18 protein-coding genes are annotated in these 23,269 nt (G+C 43.2%); 13 read left to right on the top strand and 5 right to left on the bottom strand.

The genetic code is table 11. The features are described from left to right. Positions 1-52: 52 nt before the first annotated feature. On the top strand, positions 53-2,422 hold the full coding sequence (locus L7D49_RS10685; RefSeq protein ID WP_238080828.1) for a polyprenyl synthetase family protein: 2,370 nt from the start codon (positions 53-55) through the stop codon (positions 2,420-2,422). Positions 2,423-2,633: 211 nt separating this feature from the next. Next, complete coding sequence (locus L7D49_RS10690) at positions 2,634-3,431, top strand: alpha/beta fold hydrolase (protein ID WP_238080829.1); 798 nt, start codon at positions 2,634-2,636, stop codon at positions 3,429-3,431. 378 nt (positions 3,432-3,809) lie between these two features. On the opposite strand, the gene L7D49_RS10695 is transcribed toward L7D49_RS10690, so the two are convergent. Both L7D49_RS10695 and L7D49_RS10700 read right to left on the bottom strand, forming a co-directional pair. Next, the gene (locus L7D49_RS10695; RefSeq protein ID WP_238080830.1) at positions 3,810-4,289 is read right to left on the bottom strand and encodes a GNAT family N-acetyltransferase; all 480 of its coding nucleotides are present in this window, start codon (positions 4,287-4,289) and stop codon (positions 3,810-3,812) included. Positions 4,290-4,392: 103 nt separating this feature from the next. Beyond that, the gene (locus L7D49_RS10700) at positions 4,393-5,409 is read right to left on the bottom strand and encodes a GNAT family N-acetyltransferase (RefSeq protein ID WP_238080831.1); all 1,017 of its coding nucleotides are present in this window, start codon (positions 5,407-5,409) and stop codon (positions 4,393-4,395) included. A gap of 293 nt (positions 5,410-5,702) precedes the next feature. Between L7D49_RS10700 and L7D49_RS10705 the strand changes: the two genes are divergently transcribed. The 3 genes from L7D49_RS10705 to L7D49_RS10715 all read left to right on the top strand — a co-directional run bounded on the left by L7D49_RS10705 (position 5,703) and on the right by L7D49_RS10715 (position 9,801). Next, positions 5,703-7,202 carry an S-layer homology domain-containing protein gene (locus L7D49_RS10705; RefSeq protein WP_238080832.1) on the top strand — a complete coding sequence of 500 codons (1,500 nt, stop codon included), beginning with the start codon at positions 5,703-5,705 and terminating at the stop codon, positions 7,200-7,202. 629 nt (positions 7,203-7,831) lie between these two features. After that, complete coding sequence (locus tag L7D49_RS10710) at positions 7,832-8,239, top strand: DUF485 domain-containing protein (RefSeq protein ID WP_238080833.1); 408 nt, start codon at positions 7,832-7,834, stop codon at positions 8,237-8,239. Beyond that, entirely contained in the window at positions 8,236-9,801 is a 1,566-nt protein-coding gene (locus tag L7D49_RS10715) for a sodium/solute symporter (protein WP_238080834.1), read from the top strand. Before L7D49_RS10710 ends, L7D49_RS10715 begins: the two co-directional genes overlap by 4 nt. Positions 9,802-9,949: 148 nt before the next feature. Here L7D49_RS10715 and L7D49_RS10720 read toward each other — a convergent pair whose 3' ends face one another. Beyond that, entirely contained in the window at positions 9,950-10,162 is a 213-nt protein-coding gene (locus L7D49_RS10720; protein ID WP_238080835.1) for a hypothetical protein, read from the bottom strand. A gap of 295 nt (positions 10,163-10,457) precedes the next feature. On the opposite strand from L7D49_RS10720, the gene L7D49_RS10725 reads away from it, so the two are divergent. From L7D49_RS10725 to L7D49_RS10755, 7 genes are all read left to right on the top strand, one after another. Beyond that, entirely contained in the window at positions 10,458-12,233 is a 1,776-nt protein-coding gene (locus L7D49_RS10725) for a PDDEXK-like family protein (protein ID WP_238080836.1), read from the top strand. Positions 12,234-12,676: 443 nt separating this feature from the next. Further along, on the top strand, positions 12,677-13,864 hold the full coding sequence (locus L7D49_RS10730; protein WP_238080837.1) for a M20 family metallopeptidase: 1,188 nt from the start codon (positions 12,677-12,679) through the stop codon (positions 13,862-13,864). A 14-nt stretch (positions 13,865-13,878) separates the two neighbouring features. Next, positions 13,879-15,432, top strand: coding sequence for an ABC transporter substrate-binding protein (locus tag L7D49_RS10735; RefSeq protein WP_238080838.1), 1,554 nt, complete (start codon positions 13,879-13,881; stop codon positions 15,430-15,432). A gap of 71 nt (positions 15,433-15,503) precedes the next feature. Beyond that, complete coding sequence (locus tag L7D49_RS10740; RefSeq protein WP_238080839.1) at positions 15,504-16,421, top strand: ABC transporter permease; 918 nt, start codon at positions 15,504-15,506, stop codon at positions 16,419-16,421. 16 nt (positions 16,422-16,437) lie between these two features. After that, positions 16,438-17,373, top strand: coding sequence for an ABC transporter permease (locus L7D49_RS10745; protein WP_238080840.1), 936 nt, complete (start codon positions 16,438-16,440; stop codon positions 17,371-17,373). Positions 17,374-17,389: 16 nt separating this feature from the next. Beyond that, positions 17,390-18,370, top strand: coding sequence for an ABC transporter ATP-binding protein (locus tag L7D49_RS10750; protein WP_238080841.1), 981 nt, complete (start codon positions 17,390-17,392; stop codon positions 18,368-18,370). 6 nt (positions 18,371-18,376) lie between these two features. Then, complete coding sequence (locus L7D49_RS10755) at positions 18,377-19,384, top strand: ABC transporter ATP-binding protein (RefSeq protein ID WP_238080842.1); 1,008 nt, start codon at positions 18,377-18,379, stop codon at positions 19,382-19,384. Here the strand turns inward: L7D49_RS10755 and L7D49_RS10760 are convergent. Further along, a complete protein-coding gene (locus L7D49_RS10760; protein WP_238080843.1) occupies positions 19,375-20,277 on the bottom strand; it encodes a LysR family transcriptional regulator in 903 nt (300 codons plus the stop codon). The two genes, L7D49_RS10755 and L7D49_RS10760, sit on opposite strands and share 10 nt — an antisense overlap. Before the next feature lie 616 nt (positions 20,278-20,893). Continuing rightward, positions 20,894-21,793: a helix-turn-helix domain-containing protein gene (locus tag L7D49_RS10765; RefSeq protein WP_238080844.1), complete on the bottom strand. Its 900-nt coding sequence runs from the start codon at positions 21,791-21,793 to the stop codon at positions 20,894-20,896. 104 nt (positions 21,794-21,897) lie between these two features. On the opposite strand from L7D49_RS10765, the gene L7D49_RS10770 reads away from it, so the two are divergent. After that, positions 21,898-23,256, top strand: a complete 1,359-nt coding sequence (locus tag L7D49_RS10770; RefSeq protein ID WP_238080845.1) for an amidohydrolase family protein — start codon at positions 21,898-21,900, stop codon at positions 23,254-23,256. Positions 23,257-23,269 lie beyond the last annotated feature (13 nt).

The following is a 23,269-nucleotide window of genomic DNA, read 5'->3' on the forward strand; positions in this document are numbered from 1 at the left end:
ATAGCATATAGTGGTGTTGATTCATAAAAACATGAAGTTGAGGGAATGTAGTATGAATGTTAGATTACAAGAAAATGCCGATGCGGTGTATCAGCTTGCTGAGAAGAAGGCCGCGGAATATTTTGCAATACTTTCTGGACAGCTTGCCAATCAGACTTATGCTACTACCTTAACGAAAGATATACATTCGTGGAAACAGAAACATATCCATCATTATTCACTGTTTTCGCGTGGAAAGAGAAAATCCAGTGCGCATGGATATCACAAATATATTCTATGGCTTAACAGCTCTGGAAAACTTGATAGTTATTTAGATCGAAGCATTTCCTATATTTTCTTACGGGATCTAGGCAAGTCTCTTAATTCACAACAAACACAAAACCGGATTCAGCTCATCGTTGAGGATTTAAAAGAACATCTTATCCATTCGCGGGAGAATGGTGGGAAAGAAGAGATGTTCAGCATGGCGGGGTTATATCGTTGGGCGCAGAAGGAAGGCGTTGAGACGACAGTCATCTGGTTACTGAACAAGTTGAAGTTAGTATCCTCCATAATTCCAGAAGGGATGGATGCAGACGAAGCGAAGCGGAAGCTCATTAAGATCGTGGCTGGAGTCGTCTTGCATCAGATAGAAGAGATGGCAAAGGAGATTCCAGGAGAAGAGCGGGCTCGTCGATTGGATGGAGCGATCCGTTTGGGCTATTCGTATGGCCTGACGTATCCGTTTATTGATGATCTGCTGGATTCGGATGTATTATCCAGTGAAGAGAAAAGACAATATTCCGATCTGATACGCACCACCCTTGTGACAGGATATGTACCCGAACTAGAGAAATGGGCAGGCGAAAACGAGGAGCTGATTCGTTCCATCCATTCGGAGCTTCGTGATGCTTTTGCCTATATTGAAGGCCATTTACGGCAGGAGACAAAAGCCGACTTTCTTGAGCAATCCTATGTGTTTTTTCATTCACAGGAAGTGGATCGGGAAAAGGATTTTCTCAATGCAACCTACACGAATGAAGAGCTTTATATTCCGGTCATTTTAAAATCTGCTTCTTCGCGTTTAATGGCTCGATCGGTTCTTAGCGTCCAAGAAGATGACGGGTTTGATAATCGAACGTTCTTTTACGGCATTTATAACCAGCTGGCTGACGATTTCGCGGATATGTTTGACGACCTCGAGGCTAACGCGGTAACGCCGTATACGTATTACATGAAGTATCATCGAACGCGCCCGGATCTCATCAATCCTTTTGAACTCTATTGGACGGTCATCTGCTATTTGATTCATAACGTGTATGATTCGAATAAGAAGACATGTGACATTATGCTGAACCGTGCCGTGAATGGTTTAAAACGATTTAAAGAACGGATGGGAGACGAAACATACAACGAAGTGATGCAAGTATTTGCAACTGGGAATTCTAAGTTCGACCGGCTAATACAAAAGATGGTTCGCAAAGCTGATGATGTCGAGTTCTTTGATAAACTGCTGCGCGATCACATGATTGCTAATTTCAAGACTAAAGATAAAGAGCGGGAAGCCTTTTTAAAAACGATTAATACGGTACGCGGTCAAATCAATGCAGCTTTACATATTCCAGAAGACGGAAAAGAATCCTTCTTAGAGGAAGCGGTCATCGAGGCCGCGAACTACAGCCTGCAAGGGGATGGAAAACGACTTCGACCCATCATGACATGGGTTATGGGCGTTCATGAATATGGGCTAAATCCATCTTCCATCATGCCTTTACTAAAATCCTTGGAATACATGCATACAGCCTCCCTCATCTTCGATGACTTGCCGTCCCAAGACAATTCGTCTTTCCGCAGGGGACGTCCGACAGTGCATCACGTATATAACACGGCTGTAGCTGAATTATCAGGTCTTTACTTGAGCCAAAAGGCGGTGGAGGAACAAGCGTCGCTCGACCAGTTTGATTCGCAAGCTGTGCTTCGTTTAATTCGCTATTCGGCTGGAGTGACAACGGAAATGTGTAAAGGCCAAGCGATGGACTTGAATTCAAAAGGCAGGCTATTGACATTGGATCAGTTGCACACTATGTGTTTTTATAAAACCGGTTTGGCATTCGAGGCCACTCTCGTCATGCCTGCAATTTTGGCAGGGAAACAGGAATCTGAACTGGAAAAGCTGAAGCAGTTTGCCTATCATGCCGGCATCGCTTTTCAAATCAAGGATGACTTGCTCGACATTGAAGGCGACATGGCTTCACTTGGTAAGCCAACTGGCAAAGATGCCGAAAACAATCATTCGACTTTCGTATCGGTCCTGGGAGCTGACGGAGCCCGCAACATGATGTGGGATCATTACTGTTCCGCCATGGAATTGTTGCAACAGATGCAATATAAAACCACTTATTTGGAACACTTTTTAAGTTATATTGTTAACAGGGCCAACTAAATGATCGGCGCGAAATCAATTGTATGGAATGCTATAGGGGAAAAAAGTTGTCCAATCGCGAAGCGTTGAACAATCGGACTCGCATGTAAACTTTTTCCTCTAGTCAATCAATAGTCATGACGTTCACCGGCTCTTTGCCACAAGGGAAAAAGGAATCATTGAGATGTACTTTTATCGACTTTAATTATGACTTACCAAAGGGTGAATTCTAATGCCAAATGTAACTATAAACAATGCTTCTCTTCATTACGAATTCAAAGGGGAAGGTTCGATTACTATCGTTTTCACCCACGGTGCGTCGTGGGACTCTGGCCAGTGGCGGGACCAGGTGGAATTCTTCTCGAAGGATTATCAGACGATTGTATGGGACGTGCGGGGGCATGGTTGTTCAACGTTGCCTGAAGGTAAGGTGGATTCGGAGGATTTTACAGCCGATTTAATTGGGCTGCTGGATCATTTGGGTGTTGAAAAGGCAGTGCTTTGTGGGCTGTCGTTGGGAGGCCATATCTCTTTACAGGCGGCGGTCCGTCATCCAGAACGTGTTGCAGCGCTCATCCTGATTGGCACACCTTTTACGAATCGATTCAATTGGTTTGAGCGAATTGCGGTTCCGATCAATCGATGGTCGAATCGTTTTATCCCTATGGCTACCCTCGCAAAGCTCCAGGCGAATGCGTTGTCCAAATACAATCCGGCAAACCGGATGTATATTGAGGATACCGTGGGGTCTATTCCGCATGCCGATTGGCTACGTCTATGGGATGCCATATCCCGGATGGAAAGCAAAGATGATTTGGAAAAAGTCGTTTGTCCTACGCTAATCCTTTATGGCGAGCATGACTCCATGATTAAACGGCAGCAACAGTATTTAGCAAAGGCAATCAAAGATGCACGCCTTGTCTCAATTGAAAATGCCCACCATGCGACGAATCTGGACAATACCGATCAAGTAAATGAATGTATAGAACGTTTTTTGAATGAGTCCGGAGTAATGTCCTCTAAATTATAAAAAGCTGTAGTTCTTCTAATAGATCTCTACCAGCTTAGAGCTGCAGTAATCGAAGGTATTTCATGAGGAGAGTGTAAGTCTTTCGAATTCGTCATACTAGGGGAGTTTTTTCGACATGTTGGAGTAGTTAGGTGGAGGTCGGATGATCCTTCGCTTGCCGATCGAGAATTATCCGTTCAATTAGCTGTTAGGAAGTTAAACTGAAATCCATGTGGATCAAGGGGCAGGTCGGTGACTGTCAACACGAACGTTTGCAGGATATACATCTCAGATAAATTCAATACCAATCAACAGTAAAGAAGAAACCAGATTGACCGGGTTCTTCTTTACAATGTCTTCATCCGCCCTCTCGCTATAGTCGTGTTACCCTACCTATTACTACACCAATTCCTTCAAATACCACCGATCCATCGTCGAATGCTCCGACCCATCAAGTGGACGCTCCAGCCGCTGGAAGCCGAGTTTTGCATATAGGTGATTTGCCGCTTCGAGTTTGTCCATCGTTTCCAAATAACAGTGTGTGTAGTGCTCCTTGGCAAACTCCAGTGCAGTTTCCATTAGCTCTTTGGAATGACCCATGCCTTGTGATTCGGGTTTAATATAAAGCTTCTGCAATTCGCAAATCGCACCTGTCCTCCCGAATCGGGCAATCCCCACACCGCCTGCCACTTGCTCTGCTTCATCCACCAACACCCAATATTTTGCGTTCGGCTCGTTTTTATAGTAATCCGCGAGATTTCCGAGCTGTGGATCGAAATAAGCCGTTCCGGGGATATCCAACTGATAGGATTCCAATGATTCTTTGATGATCCGCTCAATGGCCATATTGTCTTTCTTCTCAATTTCACGTATACGCATGATTCATCCCCCAATTGGTACATTTTTTTGCTACCTACATGTAGTGGATTGTAATTTCATTTCATAATTTGAAAAGAAGGCCGCTGCACAGGCCCTCTACTCATTACTTCAATTGCTTCAAAATCCGATAATGGCCTTTCCCAGGCAGAAAACCGAAGCCACGGTTTATTGCTTGCATTGGCGCGTTCGATTCTTCGGCATCTGTCGTCAAGGTGTGAGCTCCTTCCTTCAGCGCGCATTCAATCGACAGCTGTTTCAACGCTTTTGCGATGCCGCGTCCTCGATATTCCTTTCGAACCCCCGTGTAGTTCGTATACAACACGCCCTCTTCGTCTGTTGTGAATAATTGAGTGACGCCTACGAAACGATCTCCGTCCAGTGCAATGAAAATCCAGTCGTCGCGCGAAATATCTTCTGGCAGAAACTCGTTTCTCCATTGTTCAAGCGGCGGCAGGCTTCCGTATTGGCCCGGGTTGTCTTTCGCTGTTTCGACGCATAACTCGTACAATTTTTGTTCCGAATCTTCGCCACGTATTTCCGCGAATGTGATGAATCGAATGCCTGACCTCATCGCCTGTGCTGCCGCGTCTTTCTGCTGCACTGGGTCGTAAGTGCGACGAAGATCGAGCAGTAGATCAAACACATGCGCATCGAGTTGGAATCCTCTCTTTTCAACAAATGGAAGGGACGCATCGATCCAGTCATGGACAGTGGATAACAGAATGGAAGCTTGCTGTTCGTTCGCCCATTTTTCGATATGGGCTAGAAGCAGACTGCCCACCCCTTGATTGCGATAATCGGGATGCACACAGAATGTACTTCCGAACTGGCCGGGATCGGTCCATGGAGCGCGGAACGACGCACCATACCCAATGATTGCCCCTTCTTCGTTCTCGGCTACTACTCTCGTTCTGCCGAAACCGGCCAAGAGGCCATGTTCATTGAGTGTCAGGTGGGATGTTGCCGGCACATGCCGATCTTCTTCCTCGAGCGATTGGGCGGTTACGGAATCCGGTTCAATCGTGTTGAAAAGCGCAGCGACATGCGGATAATCATCGGGTACTTTCATGTCTCGAAGCCTGGCAATGCTGGCCATGTTATTTGTTTCGTTCATCGTCATAGTGATCTTCCTCTTCTTTGAATTGGGTCTGTTTAGTAATCAATCAAGGCACTTGCATGAATATAATTATAACAATTTTCCTAGTAGTGGCACAGCTTGTATTATTGCAACTTGGACATGCAAGAAAGTGAGTTGCCGTGAGTTGCCATGAGTTGCCATGTTCATTCACCAGCCAATCCACGGCGTAAATGAACGTCTTTTATTCATTCTTATTTTCTTTGAAACTTTTCCTGAATTCTCTCGTCTATACGGTAATTCCAAGATTAGTATGTAAACAGAGAGGATGGAAAACATTGAAGAAACTAATTGTGTTACTAGTTGCATTGTTGCTTGCGGTGAGTTTGCCAGTAACCGGAACTGCAGCGGGCACCACACAATTTTCTGATGTGCCGCAGTCGAAGCATTTCGCAGAAGCGGTTTATGAGCTGGCGGGACGGAATATTATCGGCGGGTATCCGGATGGCACGTTCAAGCCGGGCAATCCAATTACGAGGGGACAGGCCGCAGCTATCATCGCGAAGATGCTTGAGCTGGATACGGATCAGGTGAAGAATCCAGGCTTTAAGGATGTTTCACCGGAGAATGGCTACTATAAAGCGATTGCCGCGCTGGCGGAGAAAGAAATCATTGGCGGCTATGAGGATGGCCGATTTGGACCGAATGATCCCATTAAGCGTGGACAAATGGCATCGATTCTTGTCAAAGCGTTTGATTTGCCTCGGTATGCTGTAGAGGATAAAGATAACCCATTCAAGGATGTGAAAAATTACTCTTACGTTTCGCATAGCCAGAACATCTTAATTATCTACCATCTCGGCATCACGACGGGAACATCACCAACGACCTTTAGCCCGAATGCTTCCATTACGAGGGGGCAGGCAGCCAAACTTCTCAAGGCAGCGGAAGAGTCAAAGCCACAGATGAAGACACTGCAGGCAAGTGAATTCGGATGGGAAAAGATCGAGTGGTTCAATGATGGAGAGAAAAACCCAGGCGTTTTCAAGGCCGCATTGGTGACGGGACGAAAAACACCTGCTGGTTACACGGGCGACCGCCTGCAAATCGTCCCTCTGAAAGAAGGGACTGGCACGCTTAGCTTCGGTGAAGGTAACATCTATTTTCCAGATGAAAAGAATTTCAAGAAGTACTATGTGCATGTCAAGAAAACGGATGGCGAATGGAGTGTGTCGTTGGAAGAGACGGACGACCATTTTCCGACTGCAGCTGGCCTAGAAATGACGCAGGAGCAGACAAAGCAAGTGGAACAAGTCTCTCTCTCGACGATGGAAGGAGAGCCGCTGTCAGATAGCGTGGCATTCAAGTATTGCAAAAAGGGCATGATGGACAATCTTTGCATTGATATTGATAAACCAGGCCAATACATTGCCACTGTACGCTACAAAGGCGGTGAGAAAAACCGGTATGGGATTGAGGTAACAGAAAAAACGGCTCATTTCTATTATGGTATCCGGACTTTGCAGGAAAGGACATCTCACTCGGTTGACTTAAGTAATGATAGCTATTACTCCGTGAAACCTGGACATAAAATCGGAAAGCACATCATTCCGCAAGACTCCGAGCAGATCGCTGTCGTGACAAGGGAGAAGGACACTAATATTTTCCGCGCTGAAGCGAAAAAAGGCGGCAATTTCATAGTGGAATTCCCGGATGACCGCGTGAAGGTCTACTCTGACGGCCATGTTTTCTTTGAAGGTATTGCAATTGATGTTCAGCAGCTGGGAAACATTGTATATGTAACGGTTAGACCGTATCTCCATGATTACTGGATGTGATGGAGTGTTTGTAAGATTAGGTACAAGGAAAGCCGCTGATCGCAGTCGTGGGCGTTTTTCAACAGCAGGGCAGTGATTACAGTAAATTGTTAAAACATTACTTTTCAAGCATACTCTCTATGAATCAAAAGCAAACTTCAGGGCGTTCATTGTTGACCTAACAAGGGTCAATAATGGACGTCTTTTAAGTTTATTTTAGATAATCCCATACCCTTAAGCTGAGAGAGTGATAAAAGTAACATTGGAAGCGAAGGAGAATTTTTCTCTGTTTTGGAAGGAGTGCTTCCACTTAAATTTATCCTTACAGGCTGGGACAATAAGACGGAAAGTTAAAACTAAATACCCATATGGGTTTGAAAGGAATCGTATAAAGTATTTATTGTAACTTTTAAAAAGTTTAGTATAATCTGAAATAGTGAGGGTGATCACTTGTCATTAATGGGAAACATTACCGGTAAAATTACGAGGAAGGGGATACGGAAAATACAGGTTACTGGCATGGGGCTAGGAAAACGATTTTTGTGGACCTATGAATCCTAGTCACTAGCATTAGAGTAAATTAACGCCTCACATAGTTAACTGGATGATGATTCCGCTCGAGACCAAATACCAAGGGAGTTGAGATTGATTTGAAAGAAAAAGAATTTGTTATGACAGATGAGCCTTGTGAAACGATTCATATTAAAGAGCTACCAGAGCTGGATGAGGAAACAAGGTATATTGCTAAGACCGAATTTCGGACAGGGCTATCACTGACTATTATTTATTTTCTTTTCGTACTATCGGTTCCAGTGATGAATTGGTTTAAACCGGATTGGGCTTTTACCAAACTGTTCGGGGGAATGTCCGCCAGTTGGTTTTTAACGACAATATTTGCTATGGCGATGGCTTTCATTATTGCATTCGTTCACACGAAACTCTATGAGAGGTGGGAAAGAAAAGTTGGAACTACCATACAAGCAACCGGAAATGTAGAGAAGAATGAGATTACCACACCTTCAGTTGAAAATGAAAAAGAGAAGGAGATTGTTAAATGATGCAAATACTCCTCGATCCCAAATATCTTTTTACTATTTTGCTGTTAGGTACAATTGTCTTTATTACGTATTTGTCAAAAAGAAATGAAAATGCAAGCGATTTTTTCGTTGGAGGCCGACAATTCGGATGGTTTACGAATGGCTCAGCGATTGCAGGAGACTATTTAAGTGCTGCGACGTTTCTCGGGCTGGCAGGTCTCACCTTTTCAATTGGTTATGATGGAGCATTTTATACATTTAGCTTTTCAATAGGGTTAACACTTTTGGCACTGTTTGTTGCCGGTCCATTGCGTCGTTTGGGAGCATATACTGTTGCCGATTTTGTTGCGTACCGTTTTCACAGCAAACGTGCCAGAATTATAGCGGTTATTGTTGTGTTAGCTATTTCTGGTTTTTATGCCGCACCGCAGCTGCTTGGGGCGGCATCTATATTAAGTATGTTTTTCGGTACTTCCTATGAATTCGGTATTTTATTTACAAGTCTTGTAATGATATTCTATGTCGGAGTCGGCGGTATGAAAGGAACGACATTAAATCAGGCTTTGGAGCTTTGGATCCGATTGTTCGCTTTTATCGTTATGGTAGCGGCTGCCATTTACGGTGGATTCCATTACCAGAAAATTTTGGCCGTCATCAGTGATTTCAGTGGAACAATTGCAAACACAGGAAACTATACAGAGAACGGAAAGGATATTGTTTTTAACGGAGAGAAATGGTATAAATCTGGTTTATTCAATCCGAACTTTTGGCATAGTATTTCCATGGTGATTGGACTTGCACTAGGAGTCCTTGGGCTTCCCCATATTTTATTGCGTTTTTATACAAACCCAAATGCCAAGGCTGCACGTAAGTCTGCAGTTATGTCGATTGGGATTGCCAGTTTGTTCTTCGGGCTTGCTGTATACCTCGGAGTGGTTGGCAGAGCGATCTTCTTGGAAGGGAATGCAAGTACTGAAGTGATGAAAAATTTGGTGACCGGTGGAGATAACATGGTTGTTCCGTCCATCGCCACGGCACTTGGCGGCCAATGGTTACTAGGATTTGTCATTGCCGGAGCGTTTGCAGCGATTTTCTCTAACCTGTCGGGACTATTTATTGCTAGCTCAGGGGCGATTGCCCATGATCTGTATGCCAAGTTTTCAAAGAAAGAACTAACTCAAAAACAGCGTGTTCGTGCAGGGAAATGGGCAATAGTATTTCTCGGCGTGTTTTATGGAGTACTTGGTTTATTGGTCAAAACTGCATCAATCGGTCACCTTGTTGCGCTAGCTTTTACCGTTGGGGCAAGCACATTTGCACCGATTTTTATTCTTGGTATATGGTGGCGGGGCATCACTGAAAAAGGAGCCATTGCTGGTCTCGTCATCGGACTATTAGCTTCCTTGTTCATGATCTTTTTCTCTTCGGTTTTACCGGAAGCCTTGCAATTTAGAGTCCCAGGAATCATTACTGTTCCAATCGGATTCTTATCAGTTTATATCGTATCCAAATTGGATGGAAAAGTGCCGGCAGACGTTAACTTGTTCATGCGGAAAGTTCATGCTAAAGAAGAAATCTCGTAATGGAGTACCAACTAAGAGACAAGTGAAGTGAATCTGGCCAATTTGATTTAAACAAAGAAAAGCGCCAACATGGGAAATTCCCCGTGCAGGTGCTTTTATAGTCTAGTTCTAAACTTGCCTGATTGAGAAGCGTTTAGATGATCAGTTTTTATAGTGTCCGTGTAATCGATAATTTTCTGTGCATCGCCGCAATCTCCGGATTCTCTCTTTTCCATGCTTCATTTATGATCATAGGGATCTTGTACTGCTTTACCAATTCATTCATCAACTCGGCCAGCAAGATACCCCTTCTAGGTTGATCTGCATGGATGATTTGTTCATATGCTATCTGATAATCGGCCAATGATTTCTTAGCTGCCAATCGAATTCCTCCAAAGTTGTTGTTATTTACTGCTTGTCTTCCATCAAGGTCTGAAGACGATAAGTCATGATTCGTTTAATACTTTGATTTTATAGGTTTCCCAGCAAGGCATCAATGCTTTAGGGTAACGAGGAATTAACAATACTTTAAGAAGAGATTTTCCTGCCTAAATGTCTCTGAGTGGCAATGGTATTATATATCAACATCCGCATGGGACATTCCCCGTGCGGGTGTTTTTATGACATAATCATCGTAGGTACGAGTCACTTACAATAATCAAAAGGGGGGCACCAGGATGACGAACCATTCCCAACAGATCCTCTCACTCATAGAGGATTCCCAAGACTTTACCACGTTGGATAATCATTTTAATCGGTTTAATCCATTCAAAGTCCTGCAAGTGGATAACTATGAAATCCGCCATTCCAATGTGTTGGCGTGGTTGCTGGATCCAAGGCAAAATCACAATTTGGGATCGTATTTTATTAAAAAGCTATTGGCAAAGGTTTTTGTCAATCCGGCCAATTACGAGGACGAGGATAAGCTTTCCAATTATAATGTGCTGGAGCTGTGCAGCCATTCGTATCATGATCTCGCCGTTTACAAAGAACTTGCCACTTCCAATCGGAAACGCATTGATGTACTGGCGGTTTCTCCTGTGCATAAAACCGTCGTGTTAATTGAAAACAAATACTGGGCGAGCGAATCGGAAGGGCAGTTGGAGGAGTATATTGAGTTTGCGCGTTCTACCTATGAAGGATATCGAATTGTCCCGATTTTTCTCACGCTGCTGGACGAGGAGCCGACCCACGAGGATTATTTAATGCTTGGTTATTCGGATGTGCTCGGCATCTTGCAGAACTTGCTGAGTTCACAGGTCAACTATATGAATTCGCATGTGCATGCGTTTCTTTCCTACTACGTAGATATCTTGGAAGATCAGCTCGTTCAGAATGAGGAATTGAATGATATCGGCATGGCGCTTTATAAAAACCATAAGGAAGCGGTCGACTTTTTGTATCAGCATGGGCAGGCTGCGAATTTCAGAGAAGTGGATGATTCGGATGCGGTACTTCATACATATTTACGCCATAAGGAGACAATCGATTTCATAAAAAAGGTCGGGGATAGTCTTCTGAAGGAGGCTTTCTTGCGGTTTGCCCGGAAGATGAACTGGTCAGAGCATTTAGTTACGGCGCATTTCCGGGTTCCTCATTTTCTGGAACAATCGTGGTACGACCATTTCGAAGAGGAGGATTTGCGCAAATCATGGTGGATGAACCGGGGGCTGATTGCTTGGTTCGAACGGGCAGATCACCGGATGAAGCTGCGCGTGGAGGTTGGCCCGCTTGAGCACGGAAAACGAGTGAAGCTACTGAAGGCACTTCAGGTGAAAGGAATAGATGTGAGGGAGCAGGCATTTGAAGAGGGGCGCCAGTACACGCGCATCTACATGGATGCCGAGTGTCCGGCCTCATGGGATGACGTGGATGCGCTGATCCAAACGATGGAGCGGTTGTATGAGAAAGAGGCATTTCAGGTTGTATTGAAGCAAATTGAAGAGGCTCTTCAAATGGATACACAGCAGGAGCCGGCCGTTCTCCCAATGCCTGATGCACCATTGGCCAAAGCATTTCAGGAATTCGCCGAGGAACAACATATCCTGCCTGACCATTTCTACGTCCATCCGAGCCTGCCATGTTTTATTGAACCGGAATGGACGAACTTTCCCGCGAACTATGAAGTGACCGAAAGATATTGGCTCGGTCAACCGCTAATCGCCTGGTTCAGCAGAAGAAGTACAGCGGTCCGTTTAATTGTAGAAGTCGGGCCGTTGCCGTCTGAAAAGAGGAACGCCTTCCTGCAGGGACTCGAGGAACAAGGTATTCCTGTGCGCGCTCTTGCTTATGAAGAGGGAAGGAAATACACCCGTATTTATTCGCGTGCGGTACCGGTAGCGAATTTGGAGGATGCGGCTGAGCTGAAAGGGGCTATGGAGCAGTTAGTTCGAAGCCGAGAGTTTGAGATGTTGCGTGGGCAGGTTGAGCGGGCGATTGAGAAGTTAATATAATATGGTTACGTGTTACTAGAGAGTGCGAGTCTGCGAGGATTCAGCACTCTTTTTCTTTACTGAATTTAGGGGGATCCTTTAAAGAGTATTACCATGTAATTGATTTAGTGCAACTACCTCGTTGTTAGCATTTTAATATCTTTTTGGAAATATTCAAAAAAGCATTTCATGGTATTCTTGTTCATGTGATTGCTCGAGAAGTGCTAACAAGGAGTGAAATTACAGAGCCATAAACGCCCTTTTTAGTCGACGGTTTACTTGCTGGCAACAATCCTTTATACATAATTAGAGCAATACTATCATCAGCTATAAAACTTTTTTATTGGCTGTTAAAATTATTTGAATTTCCTCTATCAGTTATATCCTTGTAATCTTTATTTACAGAGTATTCGCTCCTAGTATGTGAAAGCGATTACAACAGAGAAGGGCAGGAGAGCGACTTGATGAGCAAGGAATCTTTGTTTAATAAGGTGGAGGAATTGAAACAAGACTTGTTCGGGTTGGCTGCATTTATACATGCCAATCCTGAATTGGGCAATGAAGAGTTTCAGGCAGTGGACCGGATTACAAAAACCTTGGAAAGTAATGGGTTTTTAGTCGAAGTCGGTTTGGCTGGTCTCGATACTGCATTCCGTGCAAGGTATACGGTGGGCTCAGGAGGACCGGTGTTAGGTCTGTTATGTGAATATGATGCGCTGAAAGATTTAGGTCATGGTTGTGGACATAATTTGCAATCCCCATCTGTACTTGGCGCCGCAATTGCTTTATCAAAATTGGAGGATTTACCGCCTTGTACGATTGAAGTGATCGGGACACCTGCTGAAGAAACAACAAGTGGAAAAATCCCTATGGCACAACAAGGATACTTCGATCACTTGGATATTGCTTTAATGATGCACGGAGGTGACAGGACAACTGTGGATGGCCGGTCGCTAGCAGTTGATAACTTCGAATTTGTATTTGAAGGCAAAGCTTCTCATGCTGCAGTGGCTCCGGAAAAAGGGATTAGCGCGTTAGATGGTGTTTTAATGACGTTTAATGGAATGGAGTACTTGAGGGAGCATGTCCGTTCAGATGTGCGAATCCACGGAATCATTACAGATGGGGGGATAGCAGCGAATATTGTGCCGGAGAGGGCTGCTGCAAAGTTTTCTATCCGTGCAATTAACCGGCCTTATTTAAATACAGTTGTCGAACGTGCATTGAATGTCGCAAGAGGGGCTGCCTTGGCCACTGGGACGAAGGTTCATATCCACCCGTCCAAATCGTTGGAAAGTAAATTGAACGTTCAGGCACTGAATGATTTACTTTTAGAGAACGCAAAGTTGGCGGGTGCGAAAAACATTACACCCCCACGTGAAAAAACAGGATCAACTGATTTTAGTATCGTCACACACCGAGTGCCAGGTGCTTGCATCCGGGTTGCATTTGTTCCGCAAGGCACACCGAATCATACAAAAGAATGGGTAGAGGCTTCCAATAGCAAGGAAGGGAACGAAGCAATCGTTACTGCGGCAAAGACATTGGGTGCTACGTGTATAGATGTGCTCTCTTCCTCGGCATTAATGGATGTTATTAAGGGGCAATTCAGAGAAGAGAAAGAGCTACAAGAAAACTTGATATTACAATAAGAGGGGGAAGAATAATGGGTAAGAAGTTTTTCTATGTGTTGGTAGCAGCTTTGCTGTTAATTCTATCTGCATGCACGACTACAAGTAAGCCACCTAGTGAAAGTGGTGGTTCAGCAACGAGCGGTAAAGATACGAGTACATTAACGATTTCATTAGGTCCCGATATGCTGACTTGGGATATTCATAACCATACAACGACTGCTACAGAGGCTATTCACGTTAATGTATTTGACTATCTGTTAATGAGAGACACGGAAGGGGAAATCCAGCCACATCTCGCGAAAGAGTGGAAGCAAGTCGATGATACGACGTATGAATTTACATTGACTGAGGGCGTGAAATTTCATAATGGAGATGATTTGACAGCAGAAGATGTCAAATTTACATTGGAGCGCGTTGCTACGGACGAAACATTAAAAAGCCATGGTGACTTTGACACAATTAAAGAAGTAAAAGTACTGGATCCGCTAACTTTCCAAATCATCACGCACGAGCCGGATCCGATGCTGATAAGCCGAATTTCAAGACAAGCGTCAGGTATCCTTCCGAAAAAATATATAGAAGAAAACGGAATGGATGAATTCCTGAAGGCGCCAATTGGTTCAGGTCCATATAAATTCAAAGAATGGAAAAAGGATAGCCAAATTACCTTAGTAAAGAACGAAGACTATTTCGGAAAGAAAGGCGAATGGGATGAAGTTGTATTTAGGGCTATCCCCGAAGACTCTACGCGTGTAGCTGAGCTATTGACGGACAGCGTCAATATTATCGCCAATGTCCCGCCGAGTGATTGGAACCGGATAAATGAGTCCGAAAATAGTCAAATAGTTAACGGACCTTCAAACCGTACGTATATGCTTTTCCTTCGTACTCAAGAAGGATGGCCGACATCAGACGTGAAGGTGCGCCAAGCGATTGACTACGCAATTGACGACAAAGCATTAGTCGAAACTTTACTAGACGGCGGAGGAACACCGACTTTGACGAGAGTAAACCCTGGCAATGTCGGTTTTGAAGAGAGCTTGTACGATCAATATAACTATGATGTTGATAAAGCAAAAAAATTGTTAGAAGAAGCAGGATATAATGGTGGTTTGACAATTGAATTAGCTGGTCCAACAGGCAGATATCTTAAAGACCGTGAAGTTATGCAATTGATTGCAGGAATGCTTGAAGAAGTGGGCATTCATACGAAAATGAACTTGCTACAATGGAGCAGCTTCACTGAGTTAAGAGATCAGGAAAAGCATAAAGAAGGCTATTTAATTGCTCTTGGATCGTCTTTCTTTGATGCTGGTCAAGCATTGGATTACTACGGGACTGAACGTTCTGCTTCCATAAATGGATATAGTAACGAAGAAATCGATAAGTTGTTGGAAGAAGCCAATACGTCACTGGATCCAGCGGTAAGAACTGCAAAGTACCAAGAGATTCAGAAGATTGCTAGTGTGGAAGTGCCGATCATTCCATTATTCCAGGTTGATCAGTTCTTCGGTGTAACTGATGGGATTGAATATGCTCCACGCTTAGATGAATTAATATACATTCCGGATGTTCACAAAAAATAAGGCTTGAAGGAAACGGCAGCGGACTGCTTTTACAGCAGACCCTGCCGGCATTCTATTAAGGGAGGATCACTATGTGGAGATACTTTATTAGTCGGCTTTTGCAAATTCCAATTGTACTTCTTATCATATCTCTTATGATCTTCGTACTAGTTTACGTAGCAGGAGATCCAGTGGCGATGATGCTACCTGCAGAAGCGACACAACAAGAGATACAGACATTGCGTGCAGCTTTAGGATTTGATCAACCATTTTACATACAGTTTTGGAATTACGTAGTTGACTTGGTGCAAGGGGATTTTGGTGAATCTTATAAATACGGTGTTTCTGCTCTAGGGTTAGTCTTGGAAAGACTGCCTGCAACACTAGAATTGGCTACGGCTTCAATGATTATGGCAATCATTATTGCAGTGCCACTTGGTATTATTTCAGCTCTAAAACCAAACGGCATAATTGATTTGTTCGCTACAAGTTTATCTGCACTAGGAAAAGCAATTCCGAACTTCTGGCTAGGTATTATGCTTATTTTAGTTTTTGCAGTCAACTTAAAGATCATGCCAGTTTCCGGAACGGGAAGCTGGAAACATCTGATTTTGCCTGCTATTACATTGGGAACAGCTGTTTCAGCTGAAATTACTCGACTTGTCCGTTCTAATATGTTGGAAATACTTCAGCAAGATTATATTCGGACAGCAAGAAGTAAAGGACAAAAGAAAAGTGTTATCATCTTCCGTCACGCATTTCGTAATTCGCTTGTTCCAGTAATTACAATTACTATCTTACAGATGGCGAGTTTAGTAGGCGGATCTTTAATTACGGAAATGATTTTCTCATGGCCAGGACTTGGGCAATTGATCATACAGGCTGTCTACGATAAGGATCTGCCAATTATTCAAGCGGCTGTATTTGTTACTGCCATTATGATCCTGTTAATGAATCTCGCGACGGATGTCCTTTATCGTTTCTTAGATCCGCGAATTAAATATAGCTAAGAAAGGATTTGACTATATGAAATCTTCCAGCCAGGCAGAAATCGCTGCACTTCCTGTAGATAAAAATGATAGAAGCATAAAATCAAAAAATAGATTTAAAATCTTTCTTACAAAGCTATCAAGAAGTAAGACAGGTTCCTTGGGGTTAGTAATCGTTTTTATGTTATGTGTTATGGCGATTTTTGCACCATGGATTGCTCCATTTGATCCAGGGAAAATAGATACTTCAAAAATGTTAGTCCCTCCATTTTGGTCGGATGGTGGAAGTATGGCCCATATTTTGGGGACAGACAATTTGGGGCGGGATATTTTAAGCCGTATTATTTACGGCTCACGTATATCATTGATTGTCGGAATATTATCCGTTTTGGTTGCGGGAGCAATTGGCGTCGTGTTCGGGCTGATTTCAGGGTATTACGGTGGGAAGGTTGATAATGTGATTATGCGTCTTGTCGATGCGTTCTTGTCAGTACCAACTATTCTCTTCTGTATCGTGTTTCTGACAGTCTTAGACCCGGGGATTCCTACATTGATTATTGTCATCGGTGTAACAAGCTGGGTGCTTTACGCCAGGATGATTCGAAGCGAAACATTAAGCCTAAGGGAACGAGAGTATGTGAAGGCAGCTAGAACAATGGGAGTGTCTGATTTCCAAATTATAAAACGACATATTCTTCCCAATGTCACTTCTTCAATTATTGTTATTTCCACATTGAGTGTAGCGAGCACAATCATTACCGAATCTTCCTTAAGCTTTTTAGGGTTAGGGATCCAGCCGCCTACTATTTCGTGGGGAATTATGTTAAGCGAAGGGAAAGAATATGTGGCTACTAGCTGGTGGTTAGCTACGTTTCCCGGAGTGGCCATAACGATAACTGTATTAGGGATCATTTTCTTAGGGGAATGGTTGCGTGACTTGCTCGATCCGCGTTCCCAAGGAACCAATTCATAACGAGAGGGGATTCTGTATGTCGACATTGTTGGAAGTGAATGACTTAAAAACATATTTTTATACGACTAACGGAATTGTTCCGTCCGTTGATGGCGTATCATTCTCCTTGGAAGCAGGGCAAACGACTGCGTTAGTTGGAGAGTCCGGCTGTGGAAAAAGTGTTACATCATTTTCCATTATGCAGCTGGTAAACGCTCCAGGGAAAATTGTCGGAGGAGAAATCCTTTTTAAAGGCAAGGACTTAACCAGTTTAAGTGATCAAGAAATGCGCAAAATTAGAGGCAATGAGATTTCTATGATATTCCAGGAGCCTCTTACTTCTTTAAATCCTATATTGAAAATTGGGGCTCAATTAGACGAGATCCTTCTATTGCATCAAACGTTATCCAAAAAAGAAGCAAAGGTTAAAAGCATTGAGATGCTTAAGAAAGTAGGAATTCCGCGAGCTGAACAAGTGTATGAAATGCATCCCCACGAATTAAGTGGGGGGATGCGGCAACGTGTCATGATTGCTATGGCGTTATCGTGTAATCCAAGTTTACTCATTGCAGATGAACCTACTACAGCACTGGACGTCACGATACAAGCTCAAATCTTGAGATTAATGAAAAACTTGAAAAGAGAATTCGAGACTTCCATTTTATTAATTACTCATGATTTGGGGGTTGTTGCAGAGCTGGCAGATAAGGTAGTCGTGATGTATGCGGGACAGGTTGTTGAAGAAGCGGATGTCATCTCCTTATATGCCGAACCCAAACATCCTTATACAATGGGATTGATCCAGAGCACACCTAAAATTGACTCAGAAGTGGATACGTTAAATTCTATACAGGGCAACGTTCCGACTCCTAACAATAAACCATCTGGCTGCTACTTTCATCCAAGATGTCCATTTGCGATGGATATATGCAAAAGTCAAATGCCGGAGTTGAAAACGAATGAACAGAACGGGAATAAAGTGAGATGTTGGCTGCATGAAACAGAGAAGGAAGGGTGAATGGTGATGGTAAACAGTGTACCAGTTCAAACGGAAGAGATTCTTGTCGTAAAGAACTTGAAAAAGCACTTTCCCGTAAACCAACAGCTCTTTAATAAGGAAAAGGAATACTTAAAAGCGGTTGATGGTGTGGATTTACATGTGTACAAAGGGGAAACGTTAGGAATTGTAGGTGAGTCGGGTTGCGGGAAGTCTACATTAGGGAATGTAATCATGGGATTATTGCAACCGACTGAAGGTGAAATCTATTTTAATGGAATAGAGATTTCAAAAATGAAAGAGCGGGATCTGAAAAAGTATCGTGTAGACTATCAAATGATTTTCCAAGACCCCTTTTCTTCTTTGAATCCGAGAATGCGTGTTTTTGACTTGATAGCGGAGCCATTAATCACACATCGTAAGCTCTCGAAGAAGGAATTAGAACAGGAAGTTCATCGTTTAATGGTGGATGTCGGGCTGGATCCATCTTATACCCGCCGATATCCTCATGAGTTCAGTGGAGGACAGCGGCAACGTATCGGGATCGCACGCGCGCTTTCGTTAAAACCGAAACTGATTATTTGTGATGAACCGGTTTCAGCGTTAGACGTATCTATTCAGGCACAAATATTGAATTTGCTGGGTGAACTTCAAAAGAAATATGATTTAACATTCATCTTTATCTCTCATGGTTTGCCGGCTCTTCGTCATGTTAGTGATCGGATCGGTGTCATGTATTTAGGGAATTTGGTGGAACTGGCAACAAAAGAAACACTTTTTAAAAAGCCAATGCATCCGTATACCAATGGATTACTAGCTTCGCTGCCTATTTCCGATCCTCGTTTGCGAAGTACAGATAAGGATGAAGTGCTATTGGAGGGGGATATGCCAAGCCCTGTGCACCCCCCTAGCGGTTGTAAATTCCACACTCGGTGCCCATTTGCGCAAGAGAAATGTAAATTGGTCGTTCCAGATTTTGAAGAGAAAGAGGAAGGGCACTTAGTTGCATGCCATTTTCCATTACATCAGGAATGAATACCATTTTGTTGTGCTTGAATGAAGTCGATAAATTTGCTTACCGTAAAAAGTTCCAAATTGGACTTTCGATAGATGAGCCATGTTTTACGGTTAAGGGGCTTGCCTTTATCATTGATGAGATCATGTGTATAGAATGAATTTCGCTCTGTAAGACAAGATTTTGGAATGATGGAGTACCCCAAGTTTTTGTTTACCATCTCTTTACATGTCTCTACTTTATCTAACTCCATCCGCACTAATGGCGGTGCAGAAAATTGTTCTTGCCACCAATTTTCAATCATTTGCGCAAGTGGGTTAGTTGCTTTTTCTCCTGGCCCCTTCTTTTTATTGGGCTGGTAAGAAATGAGAGGGAGAAAAGGAATTTCCTTTAGAATAATTGGGTTTTTGGAGATGATTGTTAAAGGATCCTCAGCTAGAAGAATCTTTTCATCAAACCAATTGTAATTACCGGTAATGATACCAATTTGAATTTCATTCTTATTTAGCAATTGGATAATTTCTGAGCTCCATCCAGTCGTTACATTTACTTGGATGGATCCGTATTGGTCTAAAAATTGTTTAATAAGAGTTGGTAATTTATATAATGCAAAGTTGCTTGAGACGCCAATCCGAATTGTTCCGGTGGCGTCTTTTTTTAATGTCTTTAAGTTTTCTTCCAGTTTATTTAAATCAAGAAGCATTTTTTTAGAGAAATCAACTAAATATTCACCTTCCGGAGTGAAAAATAACTTATTTCCTTCCCGCGTGTAAAGTTTAATCTGATACTCTTCTTCCAATTTTTGTAAACGATACGTAATAGCGGGTTGAGACGTAAACAGCTTTTCAGCAGCCTTGGTAAGATTTTTTTCTTCATATACAGAAATTAGCATCAAGCAATCTTGCTTTTGCATAAGAAACCTCCTTAAGTTTGAGCGATGAAGAATATGAGTATTGCTTCTTTTAGCTTTTTAAGTAGTCCTGCCCTATATGTAAATGTTAAATAGTAAAACAATATACTCTATTTAATGTAATTTGTAAGTCAAGAGATGTCAAAAACATAAGAAGGAATCATATTCACTCTGATTGTTTTGTTGAGGGTACCTGTTGCGAATATCTAGGATGCGGCTGAGTTGAAATTGGCTATGGAGCAGTTGTACCGAAGCGAAGAGTTTGAGATGTTGCGCGGGCAGGTTCAGCGGGCGGTTGACGGTTTATGAGCCATTAAACAAAAGATGAGTAAACTGACTTTCATTATGTACGTCCTAATAGTTGAATGATTCGGGAGGATGAATAAAATGGCACTGAAAGTATTTGCATCTAGCTTGTTACTTATACTCAGTTGGTTACTATTTGCTTTAAGTGCCTACTTGCGATTATTCCTTTTGTAGTTTTATTCATTTCTGCTTTGTCATGTATGTATGGCTCAAAGAAACTTGGCGTTAGAAAGAGAGATAAGGCGATTTCCTCTGTTTAACTTGGAAATTACTTATTACGATACCAGGCACTGTTCTAGTGCCTGGTACTTGTTCAATTACGAATCAAAATCTGCTCAATATAATTCTCAATACGATTCGCTTGCCCAACAGATCCTAATTCCGTAAATAGTTGAATGGCCTTGCGCATGGTGACAAGTCCCTCTTCTTTATTTCCCAATCGCCATTCATAGGCGCCTTTCAGATGGATTAGGTTCGCGCGCTCGAATAGTTTGTTTTCGGGGAGTGCGAGCTTGTTCAGATAGGTAAAGAACTCGGCCAATTCATCCTTAAATCGAATCTCTTTGGAGAAATGATGGACAGGTCCCAATAGATATATAATGGTATTCATAAGGATGGTGCCGATGATTTCATTCACCTTTTGGTAATCCTGGTACCGGATGCTTTTTTCGTATGCGGTATGAGAGAGCTGGAGCACCAATTCTGGCTCCAGAAATAGCATCGTCGCATTATAGAGCAAAAACTCATAATGGCCCCACACTTCAACGCCAAAGAAGTAATCGGATAGCTTTTGAATGTCCTCTTTTTGTATTTCTTCCTCACCCATCGTTTTGTTGTCGATGATGCATTCATACACATCTAACATCAAAACATGATATCGATACTTGTCCACGCCGGATTTCTTCCACTGTTTCATTTCCTGCTCTCTTAATTTTCGTAACCCCGCTGAATCGCTCTGCTTATATGCAAGGCTGACCGCTTTGAAAAACTGTTCGAGCCGGCTTGGCTGGAATTCATTGTGTACGAATAAAAACTCATCAAAACTCATCATCAATTTTTCCAATATCCTTGAAAACAGCCCAAGGGTTATATCAGAATCGCCCCGTTCAAATTTAGACAGGAACGAGATCGAGCAAATCTCCTCTGCCAATACCTTCATCGTCAAGCCTTTTTGTTCCCTGATTTGCCGTAGTGTTTCCCCGTATGATCGCATTTGTCCCCCTCAATTCCACTATATGAAAATTAAATAAATCCCTGTAAAGATCCACTATACAATGACCTTAAGATAATTCCATTATACAGAAGGAGGCGGCTATAATGGCTGAAGCAAACCACTACATTGTAAAAAACGGTACGATTATTGATGTGGAAAATGGGGGATCTTTTCTTGGGTCGATTGAAATTGAAGGGACGAAGATCAAGCGGATATACAGAGCGGGTGAAAGTTTGCCAGAAAGCATTCGAACAATCGATGCAACTGGTACCTATCTCATGCCGGGACTAATCGATATGCATTGTCATATCCAAGAAAGGTTTGCACTACATTTCTTGGCATCCGGTGTGACGACGGTACGAAATCCGGCGAGTAATGTATTCATGATCGAGGATTTGCTGGATGCTCCGCTAGATGCGCCGACTCCACGTGTTTTTACAGCTGATCGGATGATTGACGGGGAGCCTGGCCTTTGGGGGCCGACAAGCTTTGGGAACCTGGTCACGGAAGACCCTGAAAAAGCTAGACAGGAAGTGAGAAGACAGGCTGCAGTCGGTGCGAATTTCATCAAAGTCTATGGCTTGGCGAATAAAGAAGTGATCCAGGCAACTGTGGAGGAGGCTAGAAAATTCGATTTAGAAGTGGCCTGCGACTTGATTCATTCCCAAAATGTAAGCGCGTTGGATGCTGCGAAGCTGGGTGTAACATGGTTCGAACATGCTTCTGGATTTGTGCAGGCGATCTATCCAGGGTGGTATCCATCTGCCGACCAAGGGGAATGGAGCCATATCGATTGGGAACAGCCTGACGAAGAGAAGATTAGAGATTTGTGTGAACAGATGCTCCAATACAATGTGAAGCTCTGTCCAACACTTGTCCTGATCGATCAGACGAATCAGTATCCAGACATCTGGCATCCGCATAATGTGGTAACCAATTCACTTGAGGAACATGATATTTTAATGAGCCATTGGAGCACGATGGAGGAGCACGCAGAGTTAATGAAGCAGCAGCTTGGCCAACAGCATACATTCACGAAGATGGTCGCAAGAACCTATTTTGACCTTGGGGGCACGGTTGTTGCGGGGACTGATACGCCCGCGCTCCTCTACACTTTCCCTGGCATGGCGCTACATCGAGAGTTGGAACTGTTCCATGAGATCGGGATGACTGAAATGGAAGCACTCCAGTCAGCGACAATCCATGCGGCCCGTTCCGTCAAACTCGAAAACATTGGAGCAATCAAAGAATGGTACATTGCCGATTTGCTCGTGTTGAATGAAAATCCGCTAGAAGCGATCCAGCATACGAAAAGTATCCATCGCATCATGAAAGGTGGAAAAATGTACACCCAAGAAGAGATTCTGCAGCATGTTCCAAGCAAAGAGGCGGTGGAGAAGAAAATGACAGAATTCCAAGAGAGGTGGAATGCTAAGATGGGGCAGGTGGATAGGGTTGATTAAAAGAATATGGAGA

The organism is Sporosarcina cyprini (assembly GCF_022048975.1).
GTDB lineage: Bacteria > Bacillota > Bacilli > Bacillales_A > Planococcaceae > Sporosarcina > Sporosarcina cyprini.